This is a genomic window from Microbacterium forte, from assembly GCF_031885415.1.
Lineage (GTDB): Bacteria > Actinomycetota > Actinomycetes > Actinomycetales > Microbacteriaceae > Microbacterium > Microbacterium forte.
The window spans coordinates 1738748-1764428 of record NZ_CP116871.1 but is presented as its reverse complement, the minus strand read 5'-3'; the positions used below and the strand labels follow the sequence as shown (position 1 = coordinate 1764428).

Below are 25681 nucleotides of genomic sequence, written 5' to 3'. Positions count from 1 at the left end.
GTCGCGCCGCCCACCCGATGTCTGCGGCCCGTGCGACACTGTGGCGACGGTCGGATGCCGATGCCGCCGTGAGAGGACCCGCGATGGCGCTCGATCCCAAGAAGACCCTCGACGCCTATCGGGCGAAGCGCGGTGAGTTCCGCATCCTCGAGGTGCCCCCGATGCAGTACCTGATGGTCGACGGCGCGGGCGACCCGAACAGTGCCCAGGCGTATCAGGATGCGGTGTCCGCCCTCTTCCCCGTCGCCTACACGCTCAAGTTCGCGAGCAGGGACCAGCTCGGGATCGACACGGTCGTGATGCCTCTCGAGGGGCAGTGGCACGCACCCGACATGGAGTCGTTCACATCGCGCCGCGACAAGTCGGCGTGGGAATGGACGCTCATGATCATGGTGCCGGAGCACGTCACCCGCGAGATGTTCGATCGCGCGGTCGACACGGTCGAGGAGAAGCTCGCGAGGAAGAAGCAGGCATCTCCCGCGCTGCGGTCCGTGCGGCTCGAGACCCTCGACGAGGGACTGTGCGTGCAGACCCTTCACGTCGGCTCATACGACGATGAGGCCCCGGTGCTCGACGAGCTGCACCACCGGTTCATCCCCGAGAACGATCTGGCCATGACGGGGCTGCACCACGAGGTCTACCTCAGCGATGTCAGGCGCGTCGATCCGTCGAAGCTCCGGACGATCCTGCGCCAGCCCGTGGAGCGCACCGGCTGACGAGTGTCGAGCGCGCTCCGCGCAACCCCTCCGGCGTTCTTCGTGGCGGGGGATATCCTGCTCGGATGACCTCAGCGAAGGGTGCCGCGCGCACCGCGCAGCGATCCGATGCCTTCCGACGGGTGGCGCGGGCAGGTTTCGTCGTGGTCGGTCTCGTGCACATCATCATCGGGGCGATCGCCGTCTCCATCGCCACAGGCGGCGGCGGCGACGCCGACCAGGACGGAGCGATGGAGCAGATCCGCTCGACCCCCGTCGGCGGGCTGGTTCTCGGGCTGGTCGCGGTGGCGCTGGTCGCCCTTGCCGTGTGGCAGATCGCCAGCGGGCTCCTCGCCCGCGGCAAGGAGCCCCGCAAATGGGGGATGAGGATCAAGCTCATCGGCATCGCGGGCGCGTACCTCGTGATCGCCGGCCTTGCGCTGATCTTCGCCTTCGGAGGGCATGTCGAGTCCGAGACGACGCTGCGCGCCCTCAGCGCGGTGATCCTCGGTGCTCCCGGCGGGATCGTGCTGCTCATCATCATCGGGCTCACCGTGGCGGGTGTGGGTGTCGGGTTCATCGTCATCGGCTTCACCCGGGGCTTCGAGAAGACGATGGATGTTCCGGAGGGGCCCTCGCGGCCCGGGATCATCGCCCTCGGCATCGCGGGCTACATCGCCAAGGGCATCGCGATCACCGTGACCGGCTTGCTGTTCGTCGTCGCGGCGTGGACGCAGGACCCCGAGAAGGCTGCGGGCCTGGATGGAGCCCTGCGGAGTCTGATCGACCTGCCCCAGGGCCGCGCGATCCTCTGGCTCGTCGGGGTCGGACTCGCGATCTACGGCATCTTCTCGATGGTCCGCGCGCGCTTCGCACGGATGTGACGCTGCGCCTCAGCCGTTAGCGGGCTTCTCGCTCCACAGCAGCAGGAACGCGCCGAGGCCGATCATGAGCCCACCTCCGGTGGCGCCCATGGCCTCGATGCGGCGAGGAGATCGACCGAACCACTCACGGGCGCCGCTGGCGAGCAGCACCCAGATCGCATCGCAGGCGACACCGATCGCGACGACGATCGCGCCGAGCACGAACAGCTGCATCGGCACCGACCCCGCGTGCAGGTCGACGAACTGCGGGAGGATCGCCAGGAAGAAGGCGATCGACTTGGGGTTGGTGACGCCGACGACGAAACCCTCGACGAGCAGCCGCACGCCTGATCGCCTCGCCACCGGCCCGGTCATCGTGGCCGCGGAGTCCTTGCGATGCCTGATCGCCTGGATGCCGAGGAACACCAGGTAGCCGGCGCCGAGCACCTTCACGATCGTGAAGAGCACGATCGACTGCGCCACCACCGTGCCCACCCCCAGCGCGACGCCGACGACCAGCACGATCGACCCGAGCGCCGTGCCCAGGATGCTGAGAAATCCGCCGAGCCGCCCCAGGGCCATCGCTCTGCCGATCGTGAAGAGCACCGTCGGCCCAGGGATCACGACCATCACGAACGCGGCCACGACGAAGGTCGCAAGGGTCTCGGCGCTGAACATGCTGCGAGCTTAGGCCAGGCCCGCGGAGACCCTCGAAAAGTTTTTTCTCGCGCCCGTCATAAAAACTCCGCATCCAGGTCTGGGTATGTGACAGGCAGCTTCTGCTTCCTGTTCGCACTGGGGACACACACGACTTTTCGGGGACAAGGCATGCGCCTCTCCTGCTCGCCGTACGTGGCGGACGGGATCGGCGCGCCGGGATTGGGACATTCATGAGCATTCGCTCGCACCACCGCACGACGGAGCGGTCATCACGCTCCGGAGTCGCGCCTCGCCGACGGGCGATGACGCGGCTGCTCGGCGTGCTCGCCATCGCCGGCGTGCTCGTCGCCGGCGCGACTCTCGCCCCCAACAGCGGCATCACGGCCGCGGCGACGGTGCCTGGCACTCCCGGCACCCCGCAGCCGGGCACGCCCGTGTACACCGAGAACTTCTCGAACCAGAACGCGTCGCTCCTGCCGATCAGCATCCTGAACTACACGGGTGGCGCGGCCGCGGCCAACTCGACGTACACCGCCTCGACTCAGTACACGCCCGCCGGCAACCAGTGCAACGGATGGGTCATGAGCAGCGTGACCCCGACGGCGCCCGTCACCGATCTCGGCTGCCTCAACAACCCGACCACGACCTGGCCCACGCTTCAGCAGATGGCGGCGGCACTGGGCACAGCGCAAGGGCAGACGGCGGCTCAGGCCGCGACGAACCAGGTGCTCACCTCGTACACCAACGCGACGAACGGCGTCATCGCCGCGGGCACGCAGTTCCGCACGGTCAACACCATCCCCGCGGTCGCCGGACACTACTACGCCGTGTCGGCGTACTTCGCCGCGGTCAACTGCCCCGCCGCCGGTGGTGCGAACCAGCCCAAGGAGACGTTCAGCCTGATCGTCAACGGCAACCCGATCGTGCTCAGCACGGGTCTGAACCCCTGCACGAACAACACCTTCTGGGGCACGCAGACCGCGAAGCTGCAGTCTGCTGCCTATCAGGTGCCCGTCGGAACCACGGCCAACCTCGGCCTGACGCTGTTCAACGCGACCGCCACGGGTTCGGGCAACGACGTCGCCTTCGACCTGCCGCAGATCGTCGATGTGACTCCTCAGCTCGACAAGGCGTTCAGCCCGACGGTGATCACGAACGGCTCGACCTCGAAGATGACGCTCACGGTCACGAACACGAGCGACCTCATGGCCAAGAACGACTGGTTCATCACCGACGCGCTGCCGGCGAACCTCAAGATCGCGGCGGCGCCGAACGTCGGCGGAACCTGCGTCCAGCGCGCCGGTGCGGCCTATGCGGTCACGGCACCCGCAGGCGGAACCTCGGTGTCGGTCACCGGCGGCGACCTCGCTTTGGGCCAGGCCTCGTGCACGATCACGGTCGACGTCACCTCGACGGTCAACGGCACCTACATCAACGGCCCGGCCAACATCACGACGAACCTGAACCCGCCGGCCGACGCCTCGCTCGAGGTCATCCAGCCGTCGATCGACATCGTCAAGAGCATCACCGCCGTGAACGGGGTCGCCGTGACCAGCGACACCGACCCCGACAAGGTGTACACCAAGGTCGGCGACGTCATCACCTACTCCTTCGTGGCGACCAACACGACTCCCAAGGCACCGACCAACACGACGCTCAACACCAACCTGACGAATGTGCGCATCACCGAGGACGCGTTCTCCGGTGTCGGTGACATGAGCGCCCTGACCTGCGTTCCGCCGCAGGGCTCCACGCTCGCCAGCGGCGCCAAGATGACCTGCACGGCCACCTACGTGGTGCAGCAGGGGGACATCGACAACGCACCGCTGACGAACGTCGCACGCGCCACCGGAACTCCGGCCGTCGGCCCCACCGTGACCGACACGGACGACGAGATCATCCCGGCCACATGGACGCCCGAGATCGTGCTCGACAAGACGGCCTCGGTCGTCGACGTCGACCAGGACGGCGTGACCGGGCTCGGCGATCACATCATGTACGCGTTCGACGTCACCAACACCGGCAACGTCACGGTCGCGAACATCACGGTGGTCGACGACCGGCTGACGCAGCGCAACATCACCGTGACGTGCACGCCCACGACCATCGCGCCCACTCAGGTCTCGCACTGCGTCGCGAATGCGCCGTATGTCATCGGACAGGCCGATGTCGACGCGAAGAAGGTCATCAACACGGCCTACTCCACGGGAACCGACCCCAAGGGCGGCCCGGTGCGCTCGAACAACGACAGCACCGAGACGCCGATCGAGCCGTTCCGCATCCCGTTGCAGATCGAGAAGGTCGGCGAGGCATCCGCGAACACGTGGGTGCGCATGGACGGCTCCTCGTTCGCCGTGCTCGCCGACGCGAACGGCGAGCCGGGCACCGCGCTGCCGTTCACGATCAACGGCATCGAGACGGGACTGTTCCAGATCGACAGCATCCCCGCCGGCACCTACTGGCTGAGCGAGCTGACGGCACCAGACGGATTCAGCCTGCTCGCAGCGCCGGTGAAGTTCACCATCAACCCCGACCGCACCGTGAGCATCACGGCAGGCGGCGACGCGGCGGTGACCGCCACAGGCCAGATCATCACGGTGCGCGATGTTCCGGCGATGAGCCTTCCGACCACCGGGGGGACGGGCGCGCTGCCCTACATCCTCGCCGGTTCCCTGACCGTGTTCGGCGCGGGCGCGCTGGCCCTCTGGGTCCGCAGACGTAGTGCACGTGCCGCCGCCGATGACCCGCAGATCTGATCTGCACTTCTCACCGACCACCATCTGTACACCACCAGGGCGACCTGGCCACCGAGAGAGAGACACAGTGAACACTCCCAACAACGGACGCGGATCCCGCGTCGCGGCAGGTCTGCTCGTCGCAGGCGTCGCCGCGCTGACCCTCGCAGCACCCGCAAGCGCTGCGACACCGAACCTCGTCGACCCGGATGCTGTCGGTTCGCTGACGATCCACAAGTTCGAGGCGCCTGAGACGCCGACCGGCCTGCCGAACGACGGCACCGAGCAGAACGTCGCACTGGCACCGCTGCCCGGCGTGGGCTTCACGGTCTACAAGGTCGACACGATCGATCTGACGAGCAACCAGGGCTGGATCGACGCGAACGATCTCGCCGACCTCGACCCCGACAGTGTCGCCGACATCACCGCTGCCGGCTACACGGCCAGCGCGGTCGGCGGTCAGACGCTGACCGACGCGAACGGCGAGATCGCTCTGGCGAACCTCGACCTGGGTCTGTACTTCGTGGTGGAGACCGCGCCGCTGGCGGGCTCGACCGGTGTGGCGCCGTTCCTCGTGACCGTGCCGTTGACCGATCCGGCCGATGACAGCAGCTGGCTGTACGACGTGCACGTCTACCCGAAGAACGCCCTGACCGAGGCGACCAAGACCGTCGAGGACTCGGAAGACGTCAAGCTCGGCGACGAGATCGACTTCACCATCACGGGTGACATCCCCAATGTCGCCGTCATCGACGGCTACAAGATCGTCGACACGCTCGACGACAAGCTCGACTACGTCAGCGCCGCTGTCTCGCTCGTCGACGGAACCCCGCTCGCCGCGGGCGACTACACGATCGTGCACGACGCCGCGACCAACGCGGTCACGGTCGAGTTCACCGCGTCGGGCCTCGCAGTGCTCGCAGCTCACCCCGCGACGCAGGTGCAGGTCGTCGTCACGACCGAGGTCAACACGGTCGGCGAGATCGCCAACACGGCAGTGCTCTACCCGAACGCCGGTTCGTACACGGTTCTGCCCGGTGAGCCCGGCGGACCCACGGTCACCCCTGAGGTCATCACCAAGTGGGGCGACATCACGGTCGAGAAGACGGACAAGGCCGGCGCACCGCTCACCGGCGCCGTGTTCTCGGTGTACCCGACCGAGCAGGACGCGATCGACGGCACCAACGCCATCGCCCTCGCCGGCTCGACGGAGTTCGCGGTCGCCGCTGACGGCACTGTGACCATCTCGGGTCTGCGCTACTCCGACTGGGCAGACAACGCCACGGTCGCCGTGGGCGAAGACGGCTACCAGTCGTACTGGCTCGCCGAGATCGTCGCACCCGACGGATTCGAGCTGCTCGCGGCTCCGATCGAGTTCACCGTCACCGCAGCCACCACGGCCGTGGGCGTCGACCTCGAGGTCGTCAACGTTCCCTCGAACGCCGGCTTCACCCTGCCGCTGACCGGTGGCACCGGCACGACCCTGTTCCTCGCCGGTGGCGTCATGCTGCTCGGTGGAGCGGTCCTCCTCGCCATCCGCAGCCGCCGCAAGGCCGCAGCACAGGCGTAACCCGAAAGACCGGCCGTGCGGGGGAGGTGAAGACATTCCTTCCCCCGCACGGCCCACTCGTCTTCACCTTCTTCCCCTTCTCCGATCAGAGAGCGCAGCATGACCCTCATCGACGCGTCCACACCGGATTCTCCGGCGCGACCCTCCACGCGTGCCACCGCGCACAGGACGCGGTGGGGATGGAGTCAGTCGATCGTCATGCTCATCGCGACCATCGGCATCGTGGTGCTCGTCTATCCGACCGCAGCCTCGTGGTTCTCCGCGTGGAGTCATGACACCGATGTCGACGGCTACGTGCAGTCCGTCGAGCAGATTCCCGATGCGGCCGTCGACGAGATGCTCGCCGCGGCCGACGAGTACAACGAGAACCTGCCGACCGGACCGCTGCGTGACCCCTATGCACTCGGCGCTGACGGTCAGCAGACAGCGATCGGGGAGGGCGCGTCGGCATACTTCGACACCCTGAGCGCCGACGGAACAGACACGATGGCACGGATCCGCATTCCGAGCATCCACGTCGACCTGCCGATCTTCCATGGCACCGACGAAGAGACACTGTCGCGCGGGATCGGGCACCTTTACGGATCTTCCCTCCCCGTGGGCGGCTCGGGCACCCACTCGGTGCTCACCGGGCACAACGGCTTCGTGCAGGCAACCCTCTTCGACGACATCGACGAACTCGTCGAGGGCGACATCATCGTCGTCAGCACCCTGGGCCGAGACCTCTACTACGAGGTCGACCAGACGAAGACCGTTCTTCCGAACGATGCCGAGGATCTGCGCCAGGTCGCCGGCAAGGACTACCTGACGCTCGTCACCTGCACGCCCACGGGCGTCAACACCCACCGTCTTCTGGTGCGCGCCGAGCGCATCGACGCTCCGACCGAGGAATCCTCCGTCACCACGATCGCGGACACGACCAGCCCGGCGGGATTCCCGTGGTGGGCACTGCTCGTCGTCGGGGTCCCGGTGCTCACTTTCATCGTCGTCATGCCCCGGCGCGGGCGCAAGAACCGCAGCGGCCGACGAGCCACGCATCGTGCCGCTGAATCCGACTCATGACAGTCGACACGACAGTGGACCGCACCGACTCGAACCGAGGAGATTCCGGTGGGACTGTTCCGAGTCGCCGGCCGCGGCGACGATTCGGTCTGTTGTTCGCGAGCATCGTGCTCGTCGGACTCGGGATGTCGTTCCTCTCGGCATCCGTGTTCGCCCCCGATCTCGTGGACAAGGTGACCGGTGACGTCAAGGTCTCGGTGCTGAAGCAGTTCCATCAGATCTTCGCCCCCGACGAGCTGCCGACGATCCGGCTCGGGGGTGAGGGCGGGATGGTCGAGCTCGACCACTGCGACGGCACGTTCACCGAGATGGTCAGCTATCGGATCGACGACGTGCTTCCGCTCTTCGCCGCCCACAACAACTGCGGAGGCGACGTGATTCTCGGGTGGGATCTCGGTCAGCGCGTCATGATCGAGGGCTCTGACGTCGTCTACGAGGTCGTCGAGGAGAGGCATACTCCGAAGTGGTCGAACGTCGAGGCGCTCGTCGGCATGACGGGCGAGTTCATGGTGCAGACCTGCTTCTACGGCGAGAACAGGATGCGCTTTCTGTCGCTCGCACCCGTGGGTCCGGCGGGGAGCGTCGACTGATGTGCATCTCGTCGAAGAACTCCGGTGGCCCCCGTCATGTTTTCCGGTCATATCGGTCTTGTAGGTATGGCCATCGGCCGCGCGTCGGGTTCCCGGCCGACGCCCGCACAGCAGAGATCGACCGCTCCCCGGCCGAACCCTCTCCCCGCGGAATCGACCCCTACGAGGGTCCGAGGGACGAGGCATCCCCACTGCCTCGTCCCTCATTCGTCTCCGGCGCTCCCCGTGAGACGCCGGTCCTGACAGCATCCGGAGCAGCATGAATCTCGGCACGCACATCGATGGTGAAGATGACATCCCGGGTGAACCATCCGATGCTCAGATCATCGAGGCCGTGCGCGGCGGGGACATCGGTGACTTCGCGCTTCTCTGGCGCAGGCACGTGGAATCGGCTCGGCGTGCGGCCAGGGCGATCTCGCCGTCGTCGGATCCCGACGATCTCGTGAGCGAGGCCTTCGCGTCGATCCTCCGGGTGACGAAGGCGGGCGGTGGACCGAGCGACGCCTTCCGGCCCTATCTTCTCGCCACGTTGCGCAACACCGCCGCCCGCTGGGCTCGGAACGGGACCGCGCTCTCGATCGACCTGGTGCCAGAGCGCGACCTGTCAGCGGAGGACGGCGACGCCTTCGAGCGCATCGCCGAGCGGTCCAGCATCGCCGCGGTGTTCGGCACGCTGTCGGCGAGGCACCGGACCCTGCTCTGGTATCTCGAGGTCGAGGGGATGAAGCCGAGAGAACTCGCGCCCCTGATGGGAATGACCTCGAACGCGGTCTCCGCCCTGGCCGCACGGGCACGCGACAGCTTCCGTCGAGCCTGGCTGGAGGCGCACATCCACGACCCCTCCCGGTCGGAGGAGTGCCGGTGGTTCTGCGAGCGCGTGGTGGCCAGGCGAGAGCGCTCGATGGGTGCCGGCGACGCGGACCGCTTCAGCGAGCACATGAACACGTGCGGCGGATGCCGGATCGTCGCTGCGGAGATCGACACCGTGTCGCAGCGGCTGCGTTCGATCCTGCCCGCGGCACTGCTCGGCGGCGCGGCGGCGGCGATCTACACAGGCGATGGGACGGCAGAGGCCCACGTCATGGGGGCGGCCTCGTCGGTCGGGTCAGCCGGGGCGTTCGGGACGGACGGTGGGGCATCGTTCGGCGCCGGCACTCCTGCCGCCGCGCACGGAGCAGCATCGGCGGTTCCGGCCGGAGGCCTCGCGGCGCTGGCGGCCACCGCTGTCGTCGTCGTCGGCGCTGTCATCTTCACCGGCAGCGTGCTGACTCTGTCCGCCGGGGATTCCGACCGCACCGAACTCCCTTCGTCATCGTCTGAGGTGACGATCGGGGGTGAGGCCGGTCCGGTTCTCGAAGAGCTGCCCCACCCTGTGGTCCTGCCGCCTGCGGCCGAACCGACGCCCGAGGCGCAGCCGGCACCGGAGCACGAGCCGGCGCCCGCATCGGAGTCGATGTCGGATTCGACGGAGAGCGATCCGCGTGAGAGCTCGGCACGAGTCACGGAGGAAGGCCACCCGCTGGTTCCGGGCAGCGATGGCACTCCGGTTCCGTCGACGGTCGCGCCCGAGACGACGGGGCCGACCGAGGGCAGCGCGGAGGCATCACCTCCCGTCGACGCACCGGAGTTTCGCATCACGCAGCCGATCGCGCAGAACTCCTTGATCCCGGATCTGCTGGAGGGGATCGGCACTCCCGGCGCGATCATCACGGCCGTCGACGAGAACGGTGTGGTGCTGCATAAGGCGATCGTCGATGAGTTCGGCGCGTTCGTGCTCGACGTCTCGGGCGAAGAGACTCACCAGGGCATGACGCTCAGTGTGGGGCAGCAGGACGCCGTGACCGGAGTCACCGAGTGGGCGGAGGACATCGGGCCGCTGACCTTCGCGACACCGACCATCGCGCCCGCCGACCCAGACACCTGCCCCGGGGTCTCTCTCGGCGCTGTGAGCTGCCTGCATCTGCGCGCCGAGCCGGATGCGTGGGTCGAGCTGCTCGATGGTCAGGGGCGGTCGCGCATGGTGTGGCTTCCGGCCGCAGCTCGCGACGGGATCGTCATCCGCTCCGGGGCCGATGAGTCGTTCGTCGCCGCCCGATATGTCGACCCGACGACGAAGCGCGCCGTCGTGACCATCCTGCTGCCGGCGGCCATCGAATGAGCGCTCAGTCCGTTGTGCGCGAGTCGGCTGACAGACGGAGCCAGAGCCAGAGCCGAGTGTCGGGCGAATCGAGATCGATCCCCAGCTCGGTGCGCACGACATCGAGCCGATACCGGACGGTGTTCTGGTGAACATGCAGCGCATTCGCCGTCTCGCGGACGCTGCCGAGCTGGTCGAGGTAGACGCGCATGGTGCGCGTCAGATCGGTGCCCTGCGCCGCGTCATGTGCGGCGAGGATGCTCGCCGCATCGCCGACCGCGGCGTCGAGACCCTCGATGAGATCGCCGACCTGCAGGATCGCGAGGCGATCGCGCATCTCGTCGAAGGTCGCGACATGGACGTGACGGTCTCCGTCGTGGCGCGGCGAATTCATGAGCGCGCCGGCGACGGCTGCAGCCTCGCGGTACGAGCGAGCGATGCCGTTGATGTCGTTCGCACGCCTGCCGATGCCTGCGATCAGCGCGTTGTCGACGCGGACCATCGCCTGGGTGAAGGTCTCGGCCGCTGCCTGGTGAGGGCCGGGGATGAGCGTCACGACCTGGGAGCCGACGATCGCGCTGTGCGAACCCGGGAACGCGGCGCTGGACACGCTGATCGCCAGATGGAGCACGCGGTGCAATCCACGCACAGCCTCGACCTCGTCGAAGGTGTTCACCCGCAGGCACACGACGGTGCAACCGGCCTCGGGTCGGAGAAGCAGCTGCGAGGCCGCGCCGCGGGCATGCCGACGGTCCTCGAGAAGCGTTCGGAGAAGCCCGGAGGTGCGCTGGTCGCGGTCGCCCGCGTCCTCGCGTGCGCGCAGCAGATGCTGGGCGACGATCGGCTCCATCTCCTGCAGCAGATCTCGGGTGTGGGCGGCGTGCGACGGGTCGACCTGGATCACCCAGAGAGAGCCGAGCAGTTCTCCGGATGCCCTGACAGCGATCCCGACCCGGCCGAACAGGTCGGTGCTCGAGGGGAAGTGCCGCGCCTCGGTGACACGGAGCAGCGACCGGTAGCGGGAGTCGGACGTGATCGAGATGTCCTCCTGCAGCAGGAGAGTGGTGCGTCGTCGTGCGTCGTCGATCGGCTGCTCGCTGTGCGTGGAGTACCCCACGACCTGGCCCGCGGAGTCGACGATGCTGACCGCTCCGCCTGCCAGGGTGGCGACCGCGTCGGCAAGACCGAAGAGATCACCCAGCCGCACGCCGGTGACCTGCCCGATCGAGTGAGCACCCAGCAGCGACCGCAGGACGTTCGCGAGCTGCGCCCAGTCTCCCTCGCCGTGGCGGAGCACGGCGAGGGCGGGGTGCTGATCGGTCGACGTCCAGTCCCGAGGATCGTCGTCCATGGGGGCACGCAGCACGAGAGCGGCCGCCCCGGCGTCGGCCAGCTCGGCTGTGAGCGCCGTCACGTGACTCGATGCGACGCCGGCACCGAGCACGATCCGGTCGATGTACGCGGGGGCCGGTGTCGACGGATCGTAGAACTCCACTCCGGCGAACGTCCTCGAGTCGAAGCGGGCGCTTCGGGCAGCCGTGAAGAGCCGCCCGCCACTGACCCGCAGCGCGTCTCGCAACGTCGGATCTGCGGGGTAAACCTCGGAGGCGGCCATGGAACCTTCTCTACTCGGCGGGAAGAACCTTCATACGAATCTACATACCGGTCAGATCGCTGGATCGCAAGGCTGGTAGTGAGAAATCGAAAGGGAACCCAGTGAACAACCCGCCCGTCGCTCCTGACCCGATGCGCGCCCCCGTGGCCACGCCGTGAGCACCTCGACTGTGCGCGAGCGGCGCATGCGGACCGCCTCCGAGGTGAGCGACGACGAACTCGTGCTCGCCACCCGCGCGGGGGACAGCAGGGCGTTTGGCGTGCTCTGGGATCGTCATTCGCCGGCCGCACTTCGCGCCGCGCGTTCGATCACGAGCTCGATCGATCCGGAGGACCTCGTCAGCGAGGCATTCGCCAAGACTTTCAGCGCGATCCGCAACGGCGGCGGTCCGACCGACGCCTTCCGGCCCTACATCTTCGCCGCCGTGCGCAGTGCCGCGGCCACCTGGGGAGGCAAGCAGAAGGACGTCGTCGCGCTCGAGTACATCGACGAGCTGCCGGTCGAGCACACCGACGACTCGCTCGACCTGCTGTCGGACAAGGCGCTGCTGACAGCGGCGTTCAAGGATCTCCCCGAGCGATGGCGCACCCTGCTCTGGTACCTCGAGGTCGAGGGCATGAAGCCGCGAGAGATCGCACCGCTCATGGGCATGACCCCGAACGCCGTCTCGGTGCTGGCAGCGCGGGCGAGGGAGGGGTTCAAGCTCGCATGGCTGCAGGCGCACATCGCAGAATCCGGACGCGACCCCGAATGCCGGTGGACGTGTGAGCGCATCGTGGCGCAGGGTCGCAAGCGCCATGTGGCGCGCGCCGACCGCGCGCGCTTCGACGCGCACCTCGAACGCTGCACACGATGCACGATGGCCAGTGCCGAGATCGAGCGGGCTTCGTCGAAGCTGCGGGCCGTGCTGCTGCCCGTGGTCATCGGCGGACCTGCAGCGGCGGCCTATTCGGCCGGATCGCCGGCGCCCGCCATGGCGGCTTCGATGACGGGCTGGATGCCCCGAGGAACGTCGCAGTGGCTCGTGGTCGGCGGATCTGTCGCCGCGGCGACGGCGGTCGTCGCGGTCGCGGCGGTCGCCGCGCAGCTGGCGCCGGTCGGCTCCCCGGATGCCGACGAGTCGTCCGCACTCGTCGTCGCATCGCCGGCTCCGATCGAATCGCCCGCATCGGCTGTGGCTCCGGCACCGGTCGATTCCCCGGCACCGGTCGCATCTCCGGAACCGACCGAACCTCCGATCGAGGCGGAGCCTCCTGTCGAACCGCAGCCGCCCGCGTCGGTCCCTGAGGCGCAGCCCGATCGCGAGGCCGTCGAGGACCCGATCGCCGTGCCCCCGGCGCCCGCGGACACCACCGAGCCTTCGACACCGGGGGACGTGCGCACCCCACCCCCGGTACGACCGCCGTCGGCCCCCGCGCAACACCCTCCGGTCGTCGAGCCTCCCGTCGTGGACCCGCCGGTGGTGGACCCTCCGGTCGTAAACCCGCCGGTGGTGGACCCGCCGGTGGTGGAGCCTCCCGTCGATCCGCCCGTGACGCTCTCCTGGAGCATCCTGCCGACCACGGCCGTTCCGCCGGTGATCACCGGCACCGGGACGCCGGGTGCAGCCGTCGCGATCGTCGATGAGACGGGCCGCGTGATCGCCACGACGGTCGTCGCTGCGGACGGAACGTTCTCGGTTCGTCCCGGCGTCGAGACCCTTCACCAGGGCATCTCGATCTCGATGCGGCAGACCTCGCCGACCACGGGCGAGCAGACGGCGAGCGAGCCGACCGGACCCGTGTACTTCCCCGTCCCGGGACTGGCTGAGGACTCGGACGGGGTCATCTCGCGCACGGATTCCGACGGCGACGGGAGGCGCGATGACCTCGCGCTCGATGTTCGGGGCATCGCCGGGTCGACGGCATCCGTATCCGTCGACGGGGGTCCTGCGTCGACCGTGGTGCTCACGGGCGCGTCGACCATCGTGTCGTTCGTCGATATCCGGCCGGGACTCCATCGGGTCACGCTGCGCTATGTCGACCCGGCGACGGGGACGTTCGGGTTCGCAGATACCGACCACATCCTCGTGGTGCCCTGACCGACTCCTCTGCGCGAAGGGGCGCCCCGCAGGGTGCGCCAGATGAGAAGCTAGAAGGATGAGCCTTTCCCGCGAATCCGACGTGATCGCCCCATCGGGAGGTGGCGCTCTGACCGATGCGGAGGTGCGGCGCCTCCGTGAGGACTTCCCGATCCTGCGCGCCGAGGTCAACGGACATCCCCTGACGTATCTGGATTCGGGTGCCACCTCGCAGCGTCCCCTCGCCGTGCTCGACGCCGAACGCGAGTTCGCCTCGACGCTGAACGCCGCCGTGCATCGCGGTGCACACACCCTCGCCGCCGAGGCGACGGAGGTGTTCGAGGATGCCCGCGCGACCGTGGCGCGGTTCGTGGGCGCCGACGCGGGCGAGATCGTCTGGACGTCGAACGCCACCGAGGCGCTCAACCTCGTCGCCTATTCGATCTCGAACGCGTCGCTGGGACGCGGGGGAGCGGCTGCCGAGCGTCTTCGGCTGCGTGCGGGCGACGAGATCGTCACCACCGAGATGGAGCACCACGCGAATCTCATCCCGTGGCAGGAGCTCGCGGCACGTACGGGCGCGACCCTGCGGGTGATCCCGCTCGACGACGACGGGGCACTCCGACTCGATGCCGCCGCCGACCTCATCACCGAACGCACGAAGCTCGTCGCGTTCACACACGTGTCGAACGTGCTCGGCGTGATCAACCCCGTCGAGCAGCTCGTCGCCCTGGCCCGCGCGGTCGGCGCGACGGTCGTGCTCGACGCCTGCCAGTCGGCTCCTCATCTGCCGCTCGACGTGCGCGCGCTCGATGTCGACTTCGCCGTGCTGTCGGGTCACAAGATGCTCGGCCCCACCGGCATCGGCGCGCTCTACGGTCGGCGCGAGCTGCTCGAAGCCATGCCGCCGTTCCTCACGGGCGGTTCGATGATCACGACGGTCACCACCACGGAGGCCGCCTATCTGCCGCCGCCCCAGCGCTTCGAGGCCGGCACCCAGCGGGTCTCTCAGGCGGTCGCGCTCGCCGCGGCGATCGACTACCTGACCGCGGTGGGCATGCCGCGCATCGCCGCGCACGAGGCCGCCTTCGGCAGACGACTCGTCGAGGGGCTCACAGCCATCGACGGGGTTCGCGTGCTCGGCGCCGGCATCGACCTGCCGCGCGTCGGGCTCGCGAGCTTCGACGTGGACGGCATCCACTCGCACGACGTGGGCCAGTTCCTCGACGATCGCGGCATCGCCGTGCGGGTGGGGCACCACTGCGCGCAGCCGCTGCATCGTCGTCTCGGCATCACGTCGTCGACGAGGGCCAGCACCTATCTGTACACGACCCAGGCCGAGATCGATGCAGTGCTCGACGGCGTCCAGGGCGCGATCGACTTCTTCCGGAGGGGCGCATGAGCGACCTGCAGAACCTGTATCAGGAACTCATCCTCGACCACTCCCGCACCCCGCACGGGTTCGGGCTGCGCGGCGAGATCGCCGCGCAGTCGCACCAGGTGAATCCGACCTGCGGTGACGAGGTCACCCTGCAGGTGCATCGCGCCGACGACGGCAGCATCGAGGCGCTCGCGTGGGAGGGCCACGGTTGCGCCATCTCGCAGGCCTCCGCGTCCCTGCTCGCCGAACTCGCCGAGGGGCTCACGGTCGACGAGCTCGAGATCCGCATCGCCGCGTTCCGCGAGGCGATGCGCTCGCGAGGCAAGATCGAACCGGATGAGGAGCTGCTCGGCGACGCCGCCGCCCTCGGGGGCGTCTCGCGCTATGTGGCGCGAGTGAAATGCGCCATGCTGGCGTGGGTCGCCGTGGAGGACGCACTCCACAAGGCATGAGCCTCGGCGCCATGCGGTGCAGGATGGAATCATGCCTCTTGACCTGACCCCGCTCAGCGCAGACCGCTTCGACGACTGGCTCGAGGCCACCAGAGCGCGGCTCGTGACGCTTCGGCAGGAGTCGGGGATGTTCGTCGGCGAGGACGCGGGCTCGCACGTCGATGCCGTCCTGGGTGACCTGCTCTCGGCCGGCCACGAGACCGAGACCTCGCTCATCCTCACGATCGATGAAGAGGGCACCCGCATCGGCACGGTGTGGCTCGCCGCGAACAGCGGGGTGCTGATCATCGTCGATCTCGCGTTCGCGATCGATCCGACCGCGCGACAGCTCGACGAGCTGCTCGACGAGCTCCGGTCTTTGGCACGCAGGCAGCACGTCGGTCGCCTCAGCATCGCGTTGCACTCCTCCGACATCGCGGGCAGAGCCTTCGTCGAGGGACGAGGCTTCGAGGTCGCGTCGATCCAGATGCTTCTCGAACCTCTCCCGTCTCGCGCGTCCGGTGGCCTTGTCGTGACACCTATGACGCCAGAGCGATTCACGAGCTTCGCCGCGGCATCCGAAGCGGCCTTCGCCGAGGATCTGGTGTCTTCCGGCCGGTATTCGGCAGAGGATGCGGTGGTCGAGTCGCACCGGCAGATGGAGCTCGAACTTCCCGAGGGCATCGATTCGGAGGGGCAGGAGCTCTTCACGGCCCACGTCGACGGCGCCGAGGTCGGGGTGCTGTGGATCGGTGTGCGCCGCCGGGGTGGGCGTCCGCATGCGTTCATCCTCGACATCGAGATCGCGTCCGATCAGCGTCGCAAGGGCTACGGTCGCGATCTCATGCTCGCGGCTGAGCATGAGGCGGCACGGCTGGGAGCAGACTCGATCGGGCTGCATGTCTTCGGCTTCAACACCTCGGCGATCACGCTCTACGAGAGCCTCGGCTACCGCCGGGTCGAGGAGCGGTTCCTGCTCACGGTGTGATCGGCGACACGCGGCGTCATGGGGGAATAGCAGGGCCGCGCACACGTTGGCCCGAGCATGACTACTCTCGGAATCATCGGTGCAGGACACATCGGCAGCCAGGTCGCACGCGTCGCCGTGGCCAACGGCTATGACGTCGTGATCGCGAACTCGCGCGGACCGGAGACCCTCGCGGGCCTCGTCGCGGAGCTGGGCGATCGGGCGACGGCCGCGACTGCTGCCGACGCCGCCACCGCGGGCGACGTCGTGGTCGTCACGGTGCCGCTCGGCAAGATCGACCAGCTGCCCGTCGAGCAGCTCGCCGGCAAGATCGTGCTCGACACGAACAACTATTACTTCGAGCGCGATGGGCACATCGACGCCCTCGACCGGGGCGAGACGACCACGTCGGAGCTTCTGCAGGCGCAGCTGCCGACCTCGCGCATCGCCAAGGCGTTCAACCACATCTACGCCGCCGACATCACGACCGACGGGTCGCCGGCGGGCACGCCCGATCGACGCGCGCTCGCCACGGCCGGTGATGATGCCGAGGCCGTCGCCTTCGTCACCCGCTTCTACGATGAGGCAGGCTTCGACACGGTCAACGTCGGATCCCTCAGCGAGTCCTGGCGCGTGGAGCGCGGCCGGCCGGCGTACGTCGTGCGACAGAACGCCGACGAGCTGACGGCGAACCTCGCGATCGCGAACCGTCTGCCCTGACGTGAGGGGAGAGGGGAGGAATGCCGGCGGCATCCGCTCCCCTCTCTCAGGTCAGCCGTCCGACGAGGCACGGAACGGTAACATATGCGTTCCGTTGGGATACCAAACTTGTCGGACGGATCGGCGAGTGCGATAATTCCGGCATGGTGGGGGTGGGGACTACCGGCGAACTCGAGTCGGTGAGGGTGACGCGGGTTCTGCGCGACGACATCGTGCTCGGTCGACGCGCCCCCGGATCCCGGCTCATCGAACGCGACATCGCTGCGGAGCTCAACGTGTCGAGGCTGCCCGTGCGCGAGGCGATCCGCACGCTCGTCGGCGAGGGAGTGGTCGTCGCCCGACCACGCAGTTGGGCAGTGGTGCGGGAGTTCACGCATGATGACATCCGGGACTTCGGAGAGGTCCGAGAGGCGATCGAGACGCTGATCTTCGTCTTCGCCGCTGAGCGCCATACCGACGAGGGGATCGCGCGGCTTCGGGCGGCCTACGAGCGCGAGTTCGCCGCCGCATCCGCCGACGAGGTCGAAGCCGCCCGCATAGCGGCGGGCGAGTTCCACGAGATCGCCGCCGAGCTCGCCGGTAACGAGATGCTCGGCGAACTCATCGCCGTCTTCGTCACGCGCCTGCGCTGGCTGTTCGGACAGCACGACGATCTGCTCGGAATGGCCGAGGAGCACCGCCTCATTCTCGACGCTGTCGCAGCGCGTGACACCGACACCCTCCGCTGGATGATCCCCCGGCACCTCGCCAGCGGTCAGGAAGCCGCAGAACGGCGCCTGAGCGATCAGGCGTACTCGATCTGAGCGTCCGGTCTGTCCCGCCCCGCGCTGAGCGCGCAGTGGTCTGGAGAGTGCTTCCCGGCGAGGATATATTGGCCGTACGGAATCGTTCCGGAAGTCGTCGTGTCCTGGGGAGCGATATGAGAGGCGTCGCCGTCGTCGCCGGTGGGCTGCTGCTCCTCGGCGGAACGGTGCTCATCGCTGTCGCCGATCAGCAGCGCGTGGAGGCGCTCGCCGAGGCGAGGGCGGCCGTCGTCGAGGCCGAAGAGCGGCTCGGCGCCGCTCACGAGGTGAACTTGCGCCTCGCGGGGCAGCTGACCACGCTGCGCACGGCCATCGCCGAACAGGAGACGCTCCTCTCCGACACCTCGGGTCTGCTGCCATGAGGGGATCTCTGTGATCCGACGGGTCCTCTCTGTCGCCATGGTCGCCGCGCTGATGCTGGGTGCGGGCGTCGTCGCTCGCGCCGTCGCTCTCGACGAAGACAGGGCGGCCGTGATCGCCGAGCTGCAGTCGCTTGCGCAGTCGACTGGGACGGCGCAGATGCGCACCGACCATCTCGAAGGGTCGATCGCGATCGCCGAGAAGGACACCGCTGCGCGCGCCGCCGTGCTCGAGGTACGGCCCGCGTTCGTCACTGAGATCACCGCGCTGAGAGTGGCGATGGAGGGAGCAGACGGCAAGATCGACACCTCGGCGCACCGGGCGGCCGCGATGTCGGCGCAGGAGTCGGTCCTCGCCGAGCGGAAGAACCCGGCAACGGTCATCGCCGCCACCGCCACCGTGCATGCGCTCATCGACAGGGTGGGGCAGGACATCGGCAGCTGGGAGGCGGCGCAGTACGCGGCGCCGTCGGGCCCGGCCTGGTCGTCGAGCGGGCCGGATGGATTCGCGCGGGTGCGCGCCGCCCTCGACCGGGTCGGAGGAGGGGGCGTCGGCCTCTACGAATCGGCTTCATGTGCGGGAGGCACTGCGCCGGCGTGCGCGAACAGCAGTGGCTACATCAAGTACCGCGCCGACATCGTGGACTGGAGCGTCGACCGGCTGAACTGGGCGATGGCGCATGAGCTGGCCCACATCTATCAGTTCCGGGTCTGGGGCGCCCTGACCTCGTCGGACGTGTACTACTCGTCCTTCGGCGGCGACCCCGAGTTCCTCGCCAACTGCATGGCGGTCGTGCGCGGCTACCCCGGGTCGATCGGGTGCGACAGCGAGCAGCAGTCGTGGGCGTCGGGGATCTGGGTCGGCGCGGTCCGCTGAGTCAGGCGATCGGGGTGGTCGTGTCGATGGCCTCGCGCAGAGGGCCGCGCATGACCCGCCAGTAGCCCGTCGGTGCGAGGCGCGCGAGAACATCGATCAGCCGCGCCTCCCTGCCGACCATCGTCCGCGCGCGGCGACGCTCAGTCGCCTGCACGATCAGCGCGGCGGCATCCGTCGGTTCGGTGTGATACATCGCTGCTTGCGCCGCCGCGGCGCGAGCGGCGACCGCCGGATCGATCGCGGCCGCATATCTTCCGTGCAGGATGATGCCCGTGCGCACGCCGGCGGGGTAGACCGCGCCGACCGTCACCGAGGTGCCCTCGAGTTCGTGTCGCAGCGCCTCGGAGAACCCGCGCACCGCGAACTTGCTCAGGGAGTACGGGATGCGTCCGGCGGGCGCGGCCAGCGCGTACACGCTCGCAAGGTGCGAGATGTGCGCAGCGGGGGCCGCACGCAGGGCGGGCAGCAGCGCCTTCGTGATCGACACCGTTCCCCAGAGGTTCACATCGGTCAGCCAGCGCATCTCCTCCATGGTCAGCTGTTCGAGATCTCCGAGCATCGACGAGCCCGCGCATGTGATCAGAGCGTTCACGCGCGGATGCGCTGCGGTGATCTCGTCGGCCGCGGCGAAGACGGCGTCGTCGTCGCGCAGATCGACGACGTGCGTGGTGACGGTGGAACCCCCGAGTTCGGCGGCGAGGGCCGCGAGCCCCTCGGCGTTGTGGTCGATGAGCGCCAGATGCACGCGCCGGCGCGCGAGCAGGCGGGCGATGTCGGCGCCCATCCCACTCGCAGCGCCGGTGATGACCGTCGTGCTTCCGGTGAGCGTGAGACGCTTCATTGCACCCCTCCTGGCGGCGATCGGAGGAGCAGCCGGTCGCGGAGCAGGTCGCGGAGACCCGATTCCGATCCATTCTGGCCCACTGCAACCGAGAGCGATACCGGTACGCTCGAAGCAAGGAGGTAGCGGTGGGACGAACTGCAGATGCCATCGCAGAAGGCGTCGCGATCGCGACCGCTGCGGCGCGCCTCGCCGTGAAGAATCACATCCTCATCGGCACGATCGCCGAGAACGGCGTCTTCGACACGGACAAGTACATCGCCGATGCGCGCGAAGCGCTGCGGGCGATGGCTGAGGAGTCCGAAGAGGTCGAGCGCAACATGACCGAGTTGCGCAAGCGCGCTCGCGGGCGTCACTCCGACCCCTCGGGAACCCACGACTACCGGGACCGCGATGTGCGCAACCTGCGTCGGCGGGCCAAGCAGTCGCACGGGGTCGCGACCAAGCTGCGCGACATGATGGAGGACGAGGCCGCGTTGCGCGTCATCGTCGAAGAGGCCCGCGAGGGCGCCTGGGCCGATGTGCGGCACAACCTCGATCGTCGACTGCGCGTCGAGGGCATGCGGCCCGATCAGGATCCCGATTACGAGCGCATGCGCGAGGCGCGGATGCAGGCGCTGCGCCTCGTCGATCTGCAGGCGCTGTCGTCTCTGCAGCGCGCGAAGGCCAAGCGCAAGAAGAAGCAGAACACGCCCGACAGTGACGAGTGAGCCCTCGTTTCGCTTTCGTGTCGCGTCTGTTGTAGGCTGTTCTACGGCCCGCTGAGCGGTCCAGGAGCGCCCGTAGCTCAATGGATAGAGCATCTGACTACGGATCAGAAGGTTAGGGGTTCGAGTCCCTTCGGGCGCACATCACAGAAACCCCCGTCGCGAAAGCGGCGGGGGTTTTGCGTTGCGTGCCGGGCGAGAGCGCTCGGGTCAGTCCCGACGCCACATCTCGCCGAGGGTGGACGTGCGGGGGAGAAGGCGCGGTTCCAGGGTCACGCTCCGTGCCCGAGCCCCCGGGTGTGCGATGCGCTCCAGCAGAAGGTCGGCGGCGACGGCACCCATCTCCTCACCGGGCTGGCTCACGGTGCTGATCGGGATCGCGCTCTCGGATGCGAAGTGGTTGTTGTCGTAGCCCGTGATCGCGATGTCGCCCGGCACCGAGAATCCGGGCACCTCGTTGAGGATCTGGATCAGTCCGATCGCCACGAGGTCGGATGCCGCGACGATGGCGTCATAGGTGCCCGCACCGCGTGCGAGGATCTGCCGCCCGGCATCCCGGCCGTGTCGGATGTTGACGCCCCGGGTCTCGAGGATCTCGATGGTCGCCTCGGGGTGGGCGGCCGTGGCCTGCTCCGCCCCTTCCCAGCGCTGGTTGACCGCTGTCAGGAACCTCGGTCCGCCGACGAACAGCAGCCGCCGGCGGCCCAGGGCGATCAGGTGCGACGCGGCCAGTGCGCCTCCGTGGCGCTCGTCCACGGTGACTCCGGGGTAGGCGAGCGAGGGTGACTCGAAGTTGACCAGGACGGTCGGGGTGGTGCGGTTCTCCGGATGCGGCGACTTCGCGAGCGCCGTGTCGAGAGGGGCGAGGATGATGCCGGCCACCCGCGAACGATCGAGGAGCTCGAGGTTGTGCACCTCGCGGTCGGGGTCGACGTCCGAGTTGACGATCAGGACGTCCATCTTGTGGCGGCGCAGCGCACGCTCGGCTCCACGGGCGATGTCGACGAAGAACGAGTTGCCGAGGTCGGCGAGCACCAGGCCGACCGACGTGCTGTTGCCCGCGGCGAGCGAACGTGCGGCGTCGTTGCGGACGAACCCGAGCTCGGCGATGGAGGAGAGCACCTTGCGCCGCGTGGCTTCGCGCACCTTCTCGGGGTTGTTGAGGGTGTTCGAGACCGTGCCGAGCGCGACACCGGCGTGGGCCGCGACGTCCGCCATGCTGGGCTTCGATCGCCCGGAAGGGGGAGTGTCGGTCACGTCTTCCTCCTCGGCATCCTCGCCATGACCTGGCTCTTCAACTCTAGAGCATGTCAATTCATGAAGCGCTTCATTTCTGATCGGTAACGGTCTTGACAGTCTCTTTTTCTGTATGGCATGGTGTGAATGAAGCGCTTCAAAAGAGGCGTCGCTCTTCAAGGAGGAACAGTGACCACAGCAACGAGGCGCGCCCGTCGCCTTGCCCCCGCAATCGCGCTCATCGGTGTCGGTGCACTCGCGCTCTCGGCCTGCTCGGGCAGCTCCGGAGGATCCGGATCGGAATCCCGCGCCGGAGACGGAGAGTTCACCTACCTCGGCCAGACCGAGAACACCACGATCATCACCACGCTGGAGACCCTCGCGGGCGACCAGTGCAAGGCCGCCGCCGACGCCGCTCCGCTGAAGTCCGACGACATCTCGGGCACCCAGTGGGACCAGCAGCTCCAGCTGCTCGCCAGCCAGGATGGTCTGTCCGACATGCAGATGGCCGCGGGAACTCCTGCGCTCATGTCGGAGTTCATCGACGGCGGCAAGGTGCTCGACCTCTCGAAGGCTCTCGACGATCTTGGCGTCTCGGATCGTCTGGTTCCCGCGGCCGAGTCGACCGTCAAGGCGCTCTACGGCGATGGTGCGCTCTATGCGCTGCCGACGGAGTTCAACATCGAGGGCTTCTGGTACAACAAGGAGCTCCTCGAAGCGAATGACGTCGAGGTGCCCGAGACCTGGGACGACCTCGTCGAGGCTGCGTCCACGCTCAGCGACGCGGGCGTGCAGCCGTTCGCCACCGCCGGCAAGGACGGCTGGCCGGTCACCCGACTGGTCGGCGACTACATCTTCCGCACGCTCGGCCCCGATGCCCTGCAGAAGGTCGCCGACGGCGACGCCAAGCTGACCGATCCCGAGTACGTCGAAGCGGCCGACGCGGTCGCCGAGCTCGGCAAGGCCGGGTACTTCGGCGACGCGGTCGGCTCGATCGACTACAACGCCTCAATGAACCTGTTCCTGTCGGGCAAGGCCGCGTTCTACTACATGGGCAGCTGGGTCCTCGCGAACTTCAACGATGAGGCGCAGAACCAGATCGGCGCCGACAACATCGGCTTCGCGCGGTTCCCCGAGGTCGAGGGCGGCGCAGGCAGCATCGACCAGATCCCGGCCAATGTCGGCATCCCGGTGATGCTCGCCGAGAAGAACTATGACGACGAGTCGGCCGCCTGGCTGAAGTGCATCGCCGAGGGCTACGGCGACACCGCGCTCAACGACAGCGGAGTGGTCTCGGGCTTCGTGGTCGACAACCCGCCGTCCGACCTGCCCCCGACGACCCAGATGGTGCAGGAGGAGATCGCGAACGCTCCGTCCAGCGTGCTCTGGTTCGAGGCGCTCTTCACGCCCAAGGCCACCGGCATCAGCCAGAACAACGGTGCAGGCCTCGCCAACGGCAGCCTCTCCGGCGAAGAGTTCATGAAGCTCGTCCAGGCAGCCAACGACGAAGGCTGACCCACTCCCGGGGCGGGCGCCGCTCGCCCCGGGACCGTCGTCGTCGCATCAGGAGATCCACCATGCACAAAGTCCTCGGTGACAAGCGCGCCATCTTCGTCCTTCTCGGACCCGCGCTGCTCGTCTACTCGCTCGTCATGCTCGTCCCGATCGTGTGGTCGCTGTTCTACACGGTGCAGGACGGCAACCCCATCACCGGCTTCACCTTCAACGGGTTCGCCAACTTCACGAAGTTCTTCCAGGACCCGGCCGCCTGGGACGCGATCTTCTTCACGCTGAAGTACGCCCTCATCCTCACGGCGCTGCAGGTGATCGTGGGGTACCTGCTCTCCCTGATGTACGTGTTCTGGCTCCGCAAGGGGTCGGGCATCATCCGCACGATCGTGTTCTTCCCCGTGGTGCTGCCCACGGTGGCGGTCGCACTGCTGTTCCAGCGCCTGTTCGAGGCGGCGCCGACCGTCGGTCCGGTGAACTCGTTCCTCGGCATCCTCGGCGTGCAGAACCTCGACTGGTTCGGCACCCCCGACGCATCGTTCTGGGTCATCATCGCGATGGACCTCTGGAGGTCCATGGGCTTCTATGCCGTGCTTCTCTACGCCGGCCTCGTCGACATCCCCGATGAGCTCATCGAATCGGCGCGCATCGACGGCGCATCCGGATGGAAGCTCATCCGCACGATCATCCTTCCGCTGTCGCTGCCCGTGCTGCTGTCGTCGATCATCTTCAGCATCAACGGCACGCTCAAGGTGTTCGACACCGTCGTCGCCTTGACCAACGGCGGGCCGGGCAACGCGACCACACCGCTGACCCTGTACATGTTCCGCACCTCGTTCGCCTACGGCGACTACGGGTACGGCAGCACCATCGCCCTCATGCTGACGATCCTGTGCCTGCTGTTCACGGTCTTCATCTTCCGCTCCACCCGCCGCGATCTGACGAAGGACTGAACCAGTGAGTGCGACAACCGCCATCGTCACGGGCACGCCGCTGCCCACCCGCCGCGACGTCGACCCGAACCGCCGGGGAGCCCGCGACTTCTTGCGCCGCCTTCCGATCCGGCTGCTCATCGCCGTGCTGCTCATCGTCGAGATCTACCCGATCCTGTGGATGATCCTCGGGTCGTTCAAGACGCAGAACGAGTTCCTCAACGAGCCGTTCTGGGCCCTGCCGCAGTCGTGGGACATCGTGAACTACATCGAGGTGTTCACCACGGGTGAGTTCGGCAAGTACATCGTCAACAGCGTGATCGCGGTGTTCCCGTCGCTGGCGATCATCCTCGTCTTCGGCACGGCCGCCGGCTTCGCGCTCGAGGTGATGGTGTGGAAGGGCCGCGGCACCGTCCTGCTGCTGTTCCTCGCGGGCATCATGGTGCCCGCGCAGATGATCCTCCTGCCGCTGTTCACCATCTACTTCCGCACGAACATGACCGGCACGCTCTGGCCGCTCATCATCACGTATGTGGCGTTGGGGATGCCGTTGACGGTGTTCATGATGGCGACGTTCTTCCGTTCGGTGCCGCGGGAGATCTTCGAGGCGTCGACCCTCGACGGAGCCTCGATCTTCCGCTCCTTCTTCTCCATCGGGCTCCCGCTGGTCAAGAACGCCCTCTTCACGATCGGTCTGGTGCAGTTCTTCTTCCTCTGGAACGACCTGCTGATCGCCCTGACGTTCACCAACAGCAGCGACCTGCGCACGATCCAGGTCGGGCTGCTCAACTTCACCGGAGAGTACGGAGCGGTGCAGTACGGACCGACCTTCGCCGCGATCTCGGTCAACGTGCTCGGAACACTGCTGATCTACGTGTTCCTCAACCAGCAGGTCATGAAGGGCCTGACCGCAGGATCGGTGAAGGGCTGAC

General features: G+C 67.8%; 23 protein-coding genes and 1 tRNA gene. 20 read left to right on the top strand and 4 right to left on the bottom strand.

Annotated features, from left to right (window positions below; genetic code table 11):
* Positions 1-83: 83 nt before the first annotated feature.
* Together OB895_RS08520 and OB895_RS08515 are read left to right on the top strand one after the other, a co-directional pair.
* Positions 84-716 carry a GyrI-like domain-containing protein gene (locus OB895_RS08520; protein ID WP_079113902.1) on the top strand — a complete coding sequence of 211 codons (633 nt, stop codon included), beginning with the start codon at positions 84-86 and terminating at the stop codon, positions 714-716.
* 65 nt (positions 717-781) lie between these two features.
* Complete coding sequence (locus OB895_RS08515; protein WP_042537090.1) at positions 782-1579, top strand: DUF1206 domain-containing protein; 798 nt, start codon at positions 782-784, stop codon at positions 1577-1579.
* Positions 1580-1588: 9 nt separating this feature from the next.
* On the opposite strand, the gene OB895_RS08510 is transcribed toward OB895_RS08515, so the two are convergent.
* A complete protein-coding gene (locus tag OB895_RS08510) occupies positions 1589-2236 on the bottom strand; it encodes a LysE family translocator (protein ID WP_042537092.1) in 648 nt (215 codons plus the stop codon).
* A 212-nt stretch (positions 2237-2448) separates the two neighbouring features.
* Here OB895_RS08510 and OB895_RS08505 point away from each other — a divergent pair, with 212 nt between their 5' ends.
* The 5 genes from OB895_RS08505 (at position 2449) to OB895_RS08485 (ending at position 10333) form a co-directional block, all read left to right on the top strand.
* The gene (locus OB895_RS08505) at positions 2449-4974 is read left to right on the top strand and encodes a CLIPPER-2 domain-containing protein (RefSeq protein ID WP_153302131.1); all 2526 of its coding nucleotides are present in this window, start codon (positions 2449-2451) and stop codon (positions 4972-4974) included.
* A gap of 67 nt (positions 4975-5041) precedes the next feature.
* On the top strand, positions 5042-6523 hold the full coding sequence (locus tag OB895_RS08500) for a SpaH/EbpB family LPXTG-anchored major pilin (protein WP_228385647.1): 1482 nt from the start codon (positions 5042-5044) through the stop codon (positions 6521-6523).
* Between the two features lie 99 nt (positions 6524-6622).
* Positions 6623-7585, top strand: coding sequence for a class C sortase (locus OB895_RS08495; protein WP_079112249.1), 963 nt, complete (start codon positions 6623-6625; stop codon positions 7583-7585).
* Between the two features lie 92 nt (positions 7586-7677).
* Complete coding sequence (locus tag OB895_RS08490) at positions 7678-8175, top strand: hypothetical protein (protein WP_079112250.1); 498 nt, start codon at positions 7678-7680, stop codon at positions 8173-8175.
* Between the two features lie 259 nt (positions 8176-8434).
* Positions 8435-10333 (top strand): sigma-70 family RNA polymerase sigma factor, encoded by a 1899-nt coding sequence (locus OB895_RS08485; RefSeq protein ID WP_311879807.1) that lies wholly within the window; start codon positions 8435-8437, stop codon positions 10331-10333.
* A gap of 4 nt (positions 10334-10337) precedes the next feature.
* Here OB895_RS08485 and OB895_RS08480 read toward each other — a convergent pair whose 3' ends face one another.
* A complete protein-coding gene (locus OB895_RS08480; RefSeq protein WP_079112252.1) occupies positions 10338-11927 on the bottom strand; it encodes a PucR family transcriptional regulator in 1590 nt (529 codons plus the stop codon).
* A gap of 154 nt (positions 11928-12081) precedes the next feature.
* On the opposite strand from OB895_RS08480, the gene OB895_RS08475 reads away from it, so the two are divergent.
* The 8 genes from OB895_RS08475 to OB895_RS08440 all read left to right on the top strand — a co-directional run bounded on the left by OB895_RS08475 (position 12082) and on the right by OB895_RS08440 (position 19524).
* Positions 12082-14007 (top strand): sigma-70 family RNA polymerase sigma factor, encoded by a 1926-nt coding sequence (locus OB895_RS08475; protein ID WP_079112253.1) that lies wholly within the window; start codon positions 12082-12084, stop codon positions 14005-14007.
* 58 nt (positions 14008-14065) lie between these two features.
* Positions 14066-15388: a cysteine desulfurase gene (locus OB895_RS08470; protein WP_079112254.1), complete on the top strand. Its 1323-nt coding sequence runs from the start codon at positions 14066-14068 to the stop codon at positions 15386-15388.
* Positions 15385-15819, top strand: a complete 435-nt coding sequence (gene sufU, locus OB895_RS08465; RefSeq protein ID WP_042537106.1) for a Fe-S cluster assembly sulfur transfer protein SufU — start codon at positions 15385-15387, stop codon at positions 15817-15819. The genes OB895_RS08470 and sufU overlap by 4 nt, the downstream gene beginning before the upstream one ends.
* Positions 15820-15850: 31 nt before the next feature.
* Positions 15851-16786 (top strand): GNAT family N-acetyltransferase, encoded by a 936-nt coding sequence (locus OB895_RS08460; protein ID WP_079112255.1) that lies wholly within the window; start codon positions 15851-15853, stop codon positions 16784-16786.
* Positions 16787-16843: 57 nt separating this feature from the next.
* Positions 16844-17485, top strand: coding sequence for an NADPH-dependent F420 reductase (locus tag OB895_RS08455; RefSeq protein ID WP_042537109.1), 642 nt, complete (start codon positions 16844-16846; stop codon positions 17483-17485).
* 143 nt (positions 17486-17628) lie between these two features.
* The gene (locus tag OB895_RS08450) at positions 17629-18288 is read left to right on the top strand and encodes a GntR family transcriptional regulator (protein ID WP_042537112.1); all 660 of its coding nucleotides are present in this window, start codon (positions 17629-17631) and stop codon (positions 18286-18288) included.
* A 116-nt stretch (positions 18289-18404) separates the two neighbouring features.
* On the top strand, positions 18405-18650 hold the full coding sequence (locus OB895_RS08445; RefSeq protein ID WP_079112256.1) for a hypothetical protein: 246 nt from the start codon (positions 18405-18407) through the stop codon (positions 18648-18650).
* Positions 18651-18660: 10 nt separating this feature from the next.
* The gene (locus OB895_RS08440) at positions 18661-19524 is read left to right on the top strand and encodes a hypothetical protein (RefSeq protein ID WP_311879804.1); all 864 of its coding nucleotides are present in this window, start codon (positions 18661-18663) and stop codon (positions 19522-19524) included.
* A gap of 1 nt (position 19525) precedes the next feature.
* On the opposite strand, the gene OB895_RS08435 is transcribed toward OB895_RS08440, so the two are convergent.
* A complete protein-coding gene (locus tag OB895_RS08435; protein WP_311879803.1) occupies positions 19526-20365 on the bottom strand; it encodes an SDR family NAD(P)-dependent oxidoreductase in 840 nt (279 codons plus the stop codon).
* Positions 20366-20493: 128 nt separating this feature from the next.
* On the opposite strand from OB895_RS08435, the gene OB895_RS08430 reads away from it, so the two are divergent.
* Both OB895_RS08430 and OB895_RS08425 read left to right on the top strand, forming a co-directional pair.
* The gene (locus tag OB895_RS08430) at positions 20494-21075 is read left to right on the top strand and encodes an asparagine synthase (protein WP_079112258.1); all 582 of its coding nucleotides are present in this window, start codon (positions 20494-20496) and stop codon (positions 21073-21075) included.
* A 66-nt stretch (positions 21076-21141) separates the two neighbouring features.
* A tRNA-Arg gene (locus OB895_RS08425) sits at positions 21142-21214 on the top strand.
* Positions 21215-21282: 68 nt separating this feature from the next.
* Here the strand turns inward: OB895_RS08425 and OB895_RS08420 are convergent.
* Positions 21283-22329, bottom strand: a complete 1047-nt coding sequence (locus OB895_RS08420) for a LacI family DNA-binding transcriptional regulator (RefSeq protein ID WP_228385649.1) — start codon at positions 22327-22329, stop codon at positions 21283-21285.
* 168 nt (positions 22330-22497) lie between these two features.
* Here OB895_RS08420 and OB895_RS08415 point away from each other — a divergent pair, with 168 nt between their 5' ends.
* From OB895_RS08415 to OB895_RS08405, 3 genes are all read left to right on the top strand, one after another.
* The gene (locus tag OB895_RS08415) at positions 22498-23823 is read left to right on the top strand and encodes an extracellular solute-binding protein (RefSeq protein ID WP_228385650.1); all 1326 of its coding nucleotides are present in this window, start codon (positions 22498-22500) and stop codon (positions 23821-23823) included.
* 62 nt (positions 23824-23885) lie between these two features.
* Complete coding sequence (locus tag OB895_RS08410; RefSeq protein WP_056375625.1) at positions 23886-24770, top strand: carbohydrate ABC transporter permease; 885 nt, start codon at positions 23886-23888, stop codon at positions 24768-24770.
* 4 nt (positions 24771-24774) lie between these two features.
* On the top strand, positions 24775-25680 hold the full coding sequence (locus tag OB895_RS08405; RefSeq protein ID WP_311879799.1) for a carbohydrate ABC transporter permease: 906 nt from the start codon (positions 24775-24777) through the stop codon (positions 25678-25680).
* Position 25681: the final 1 nt, after the last annotated feature.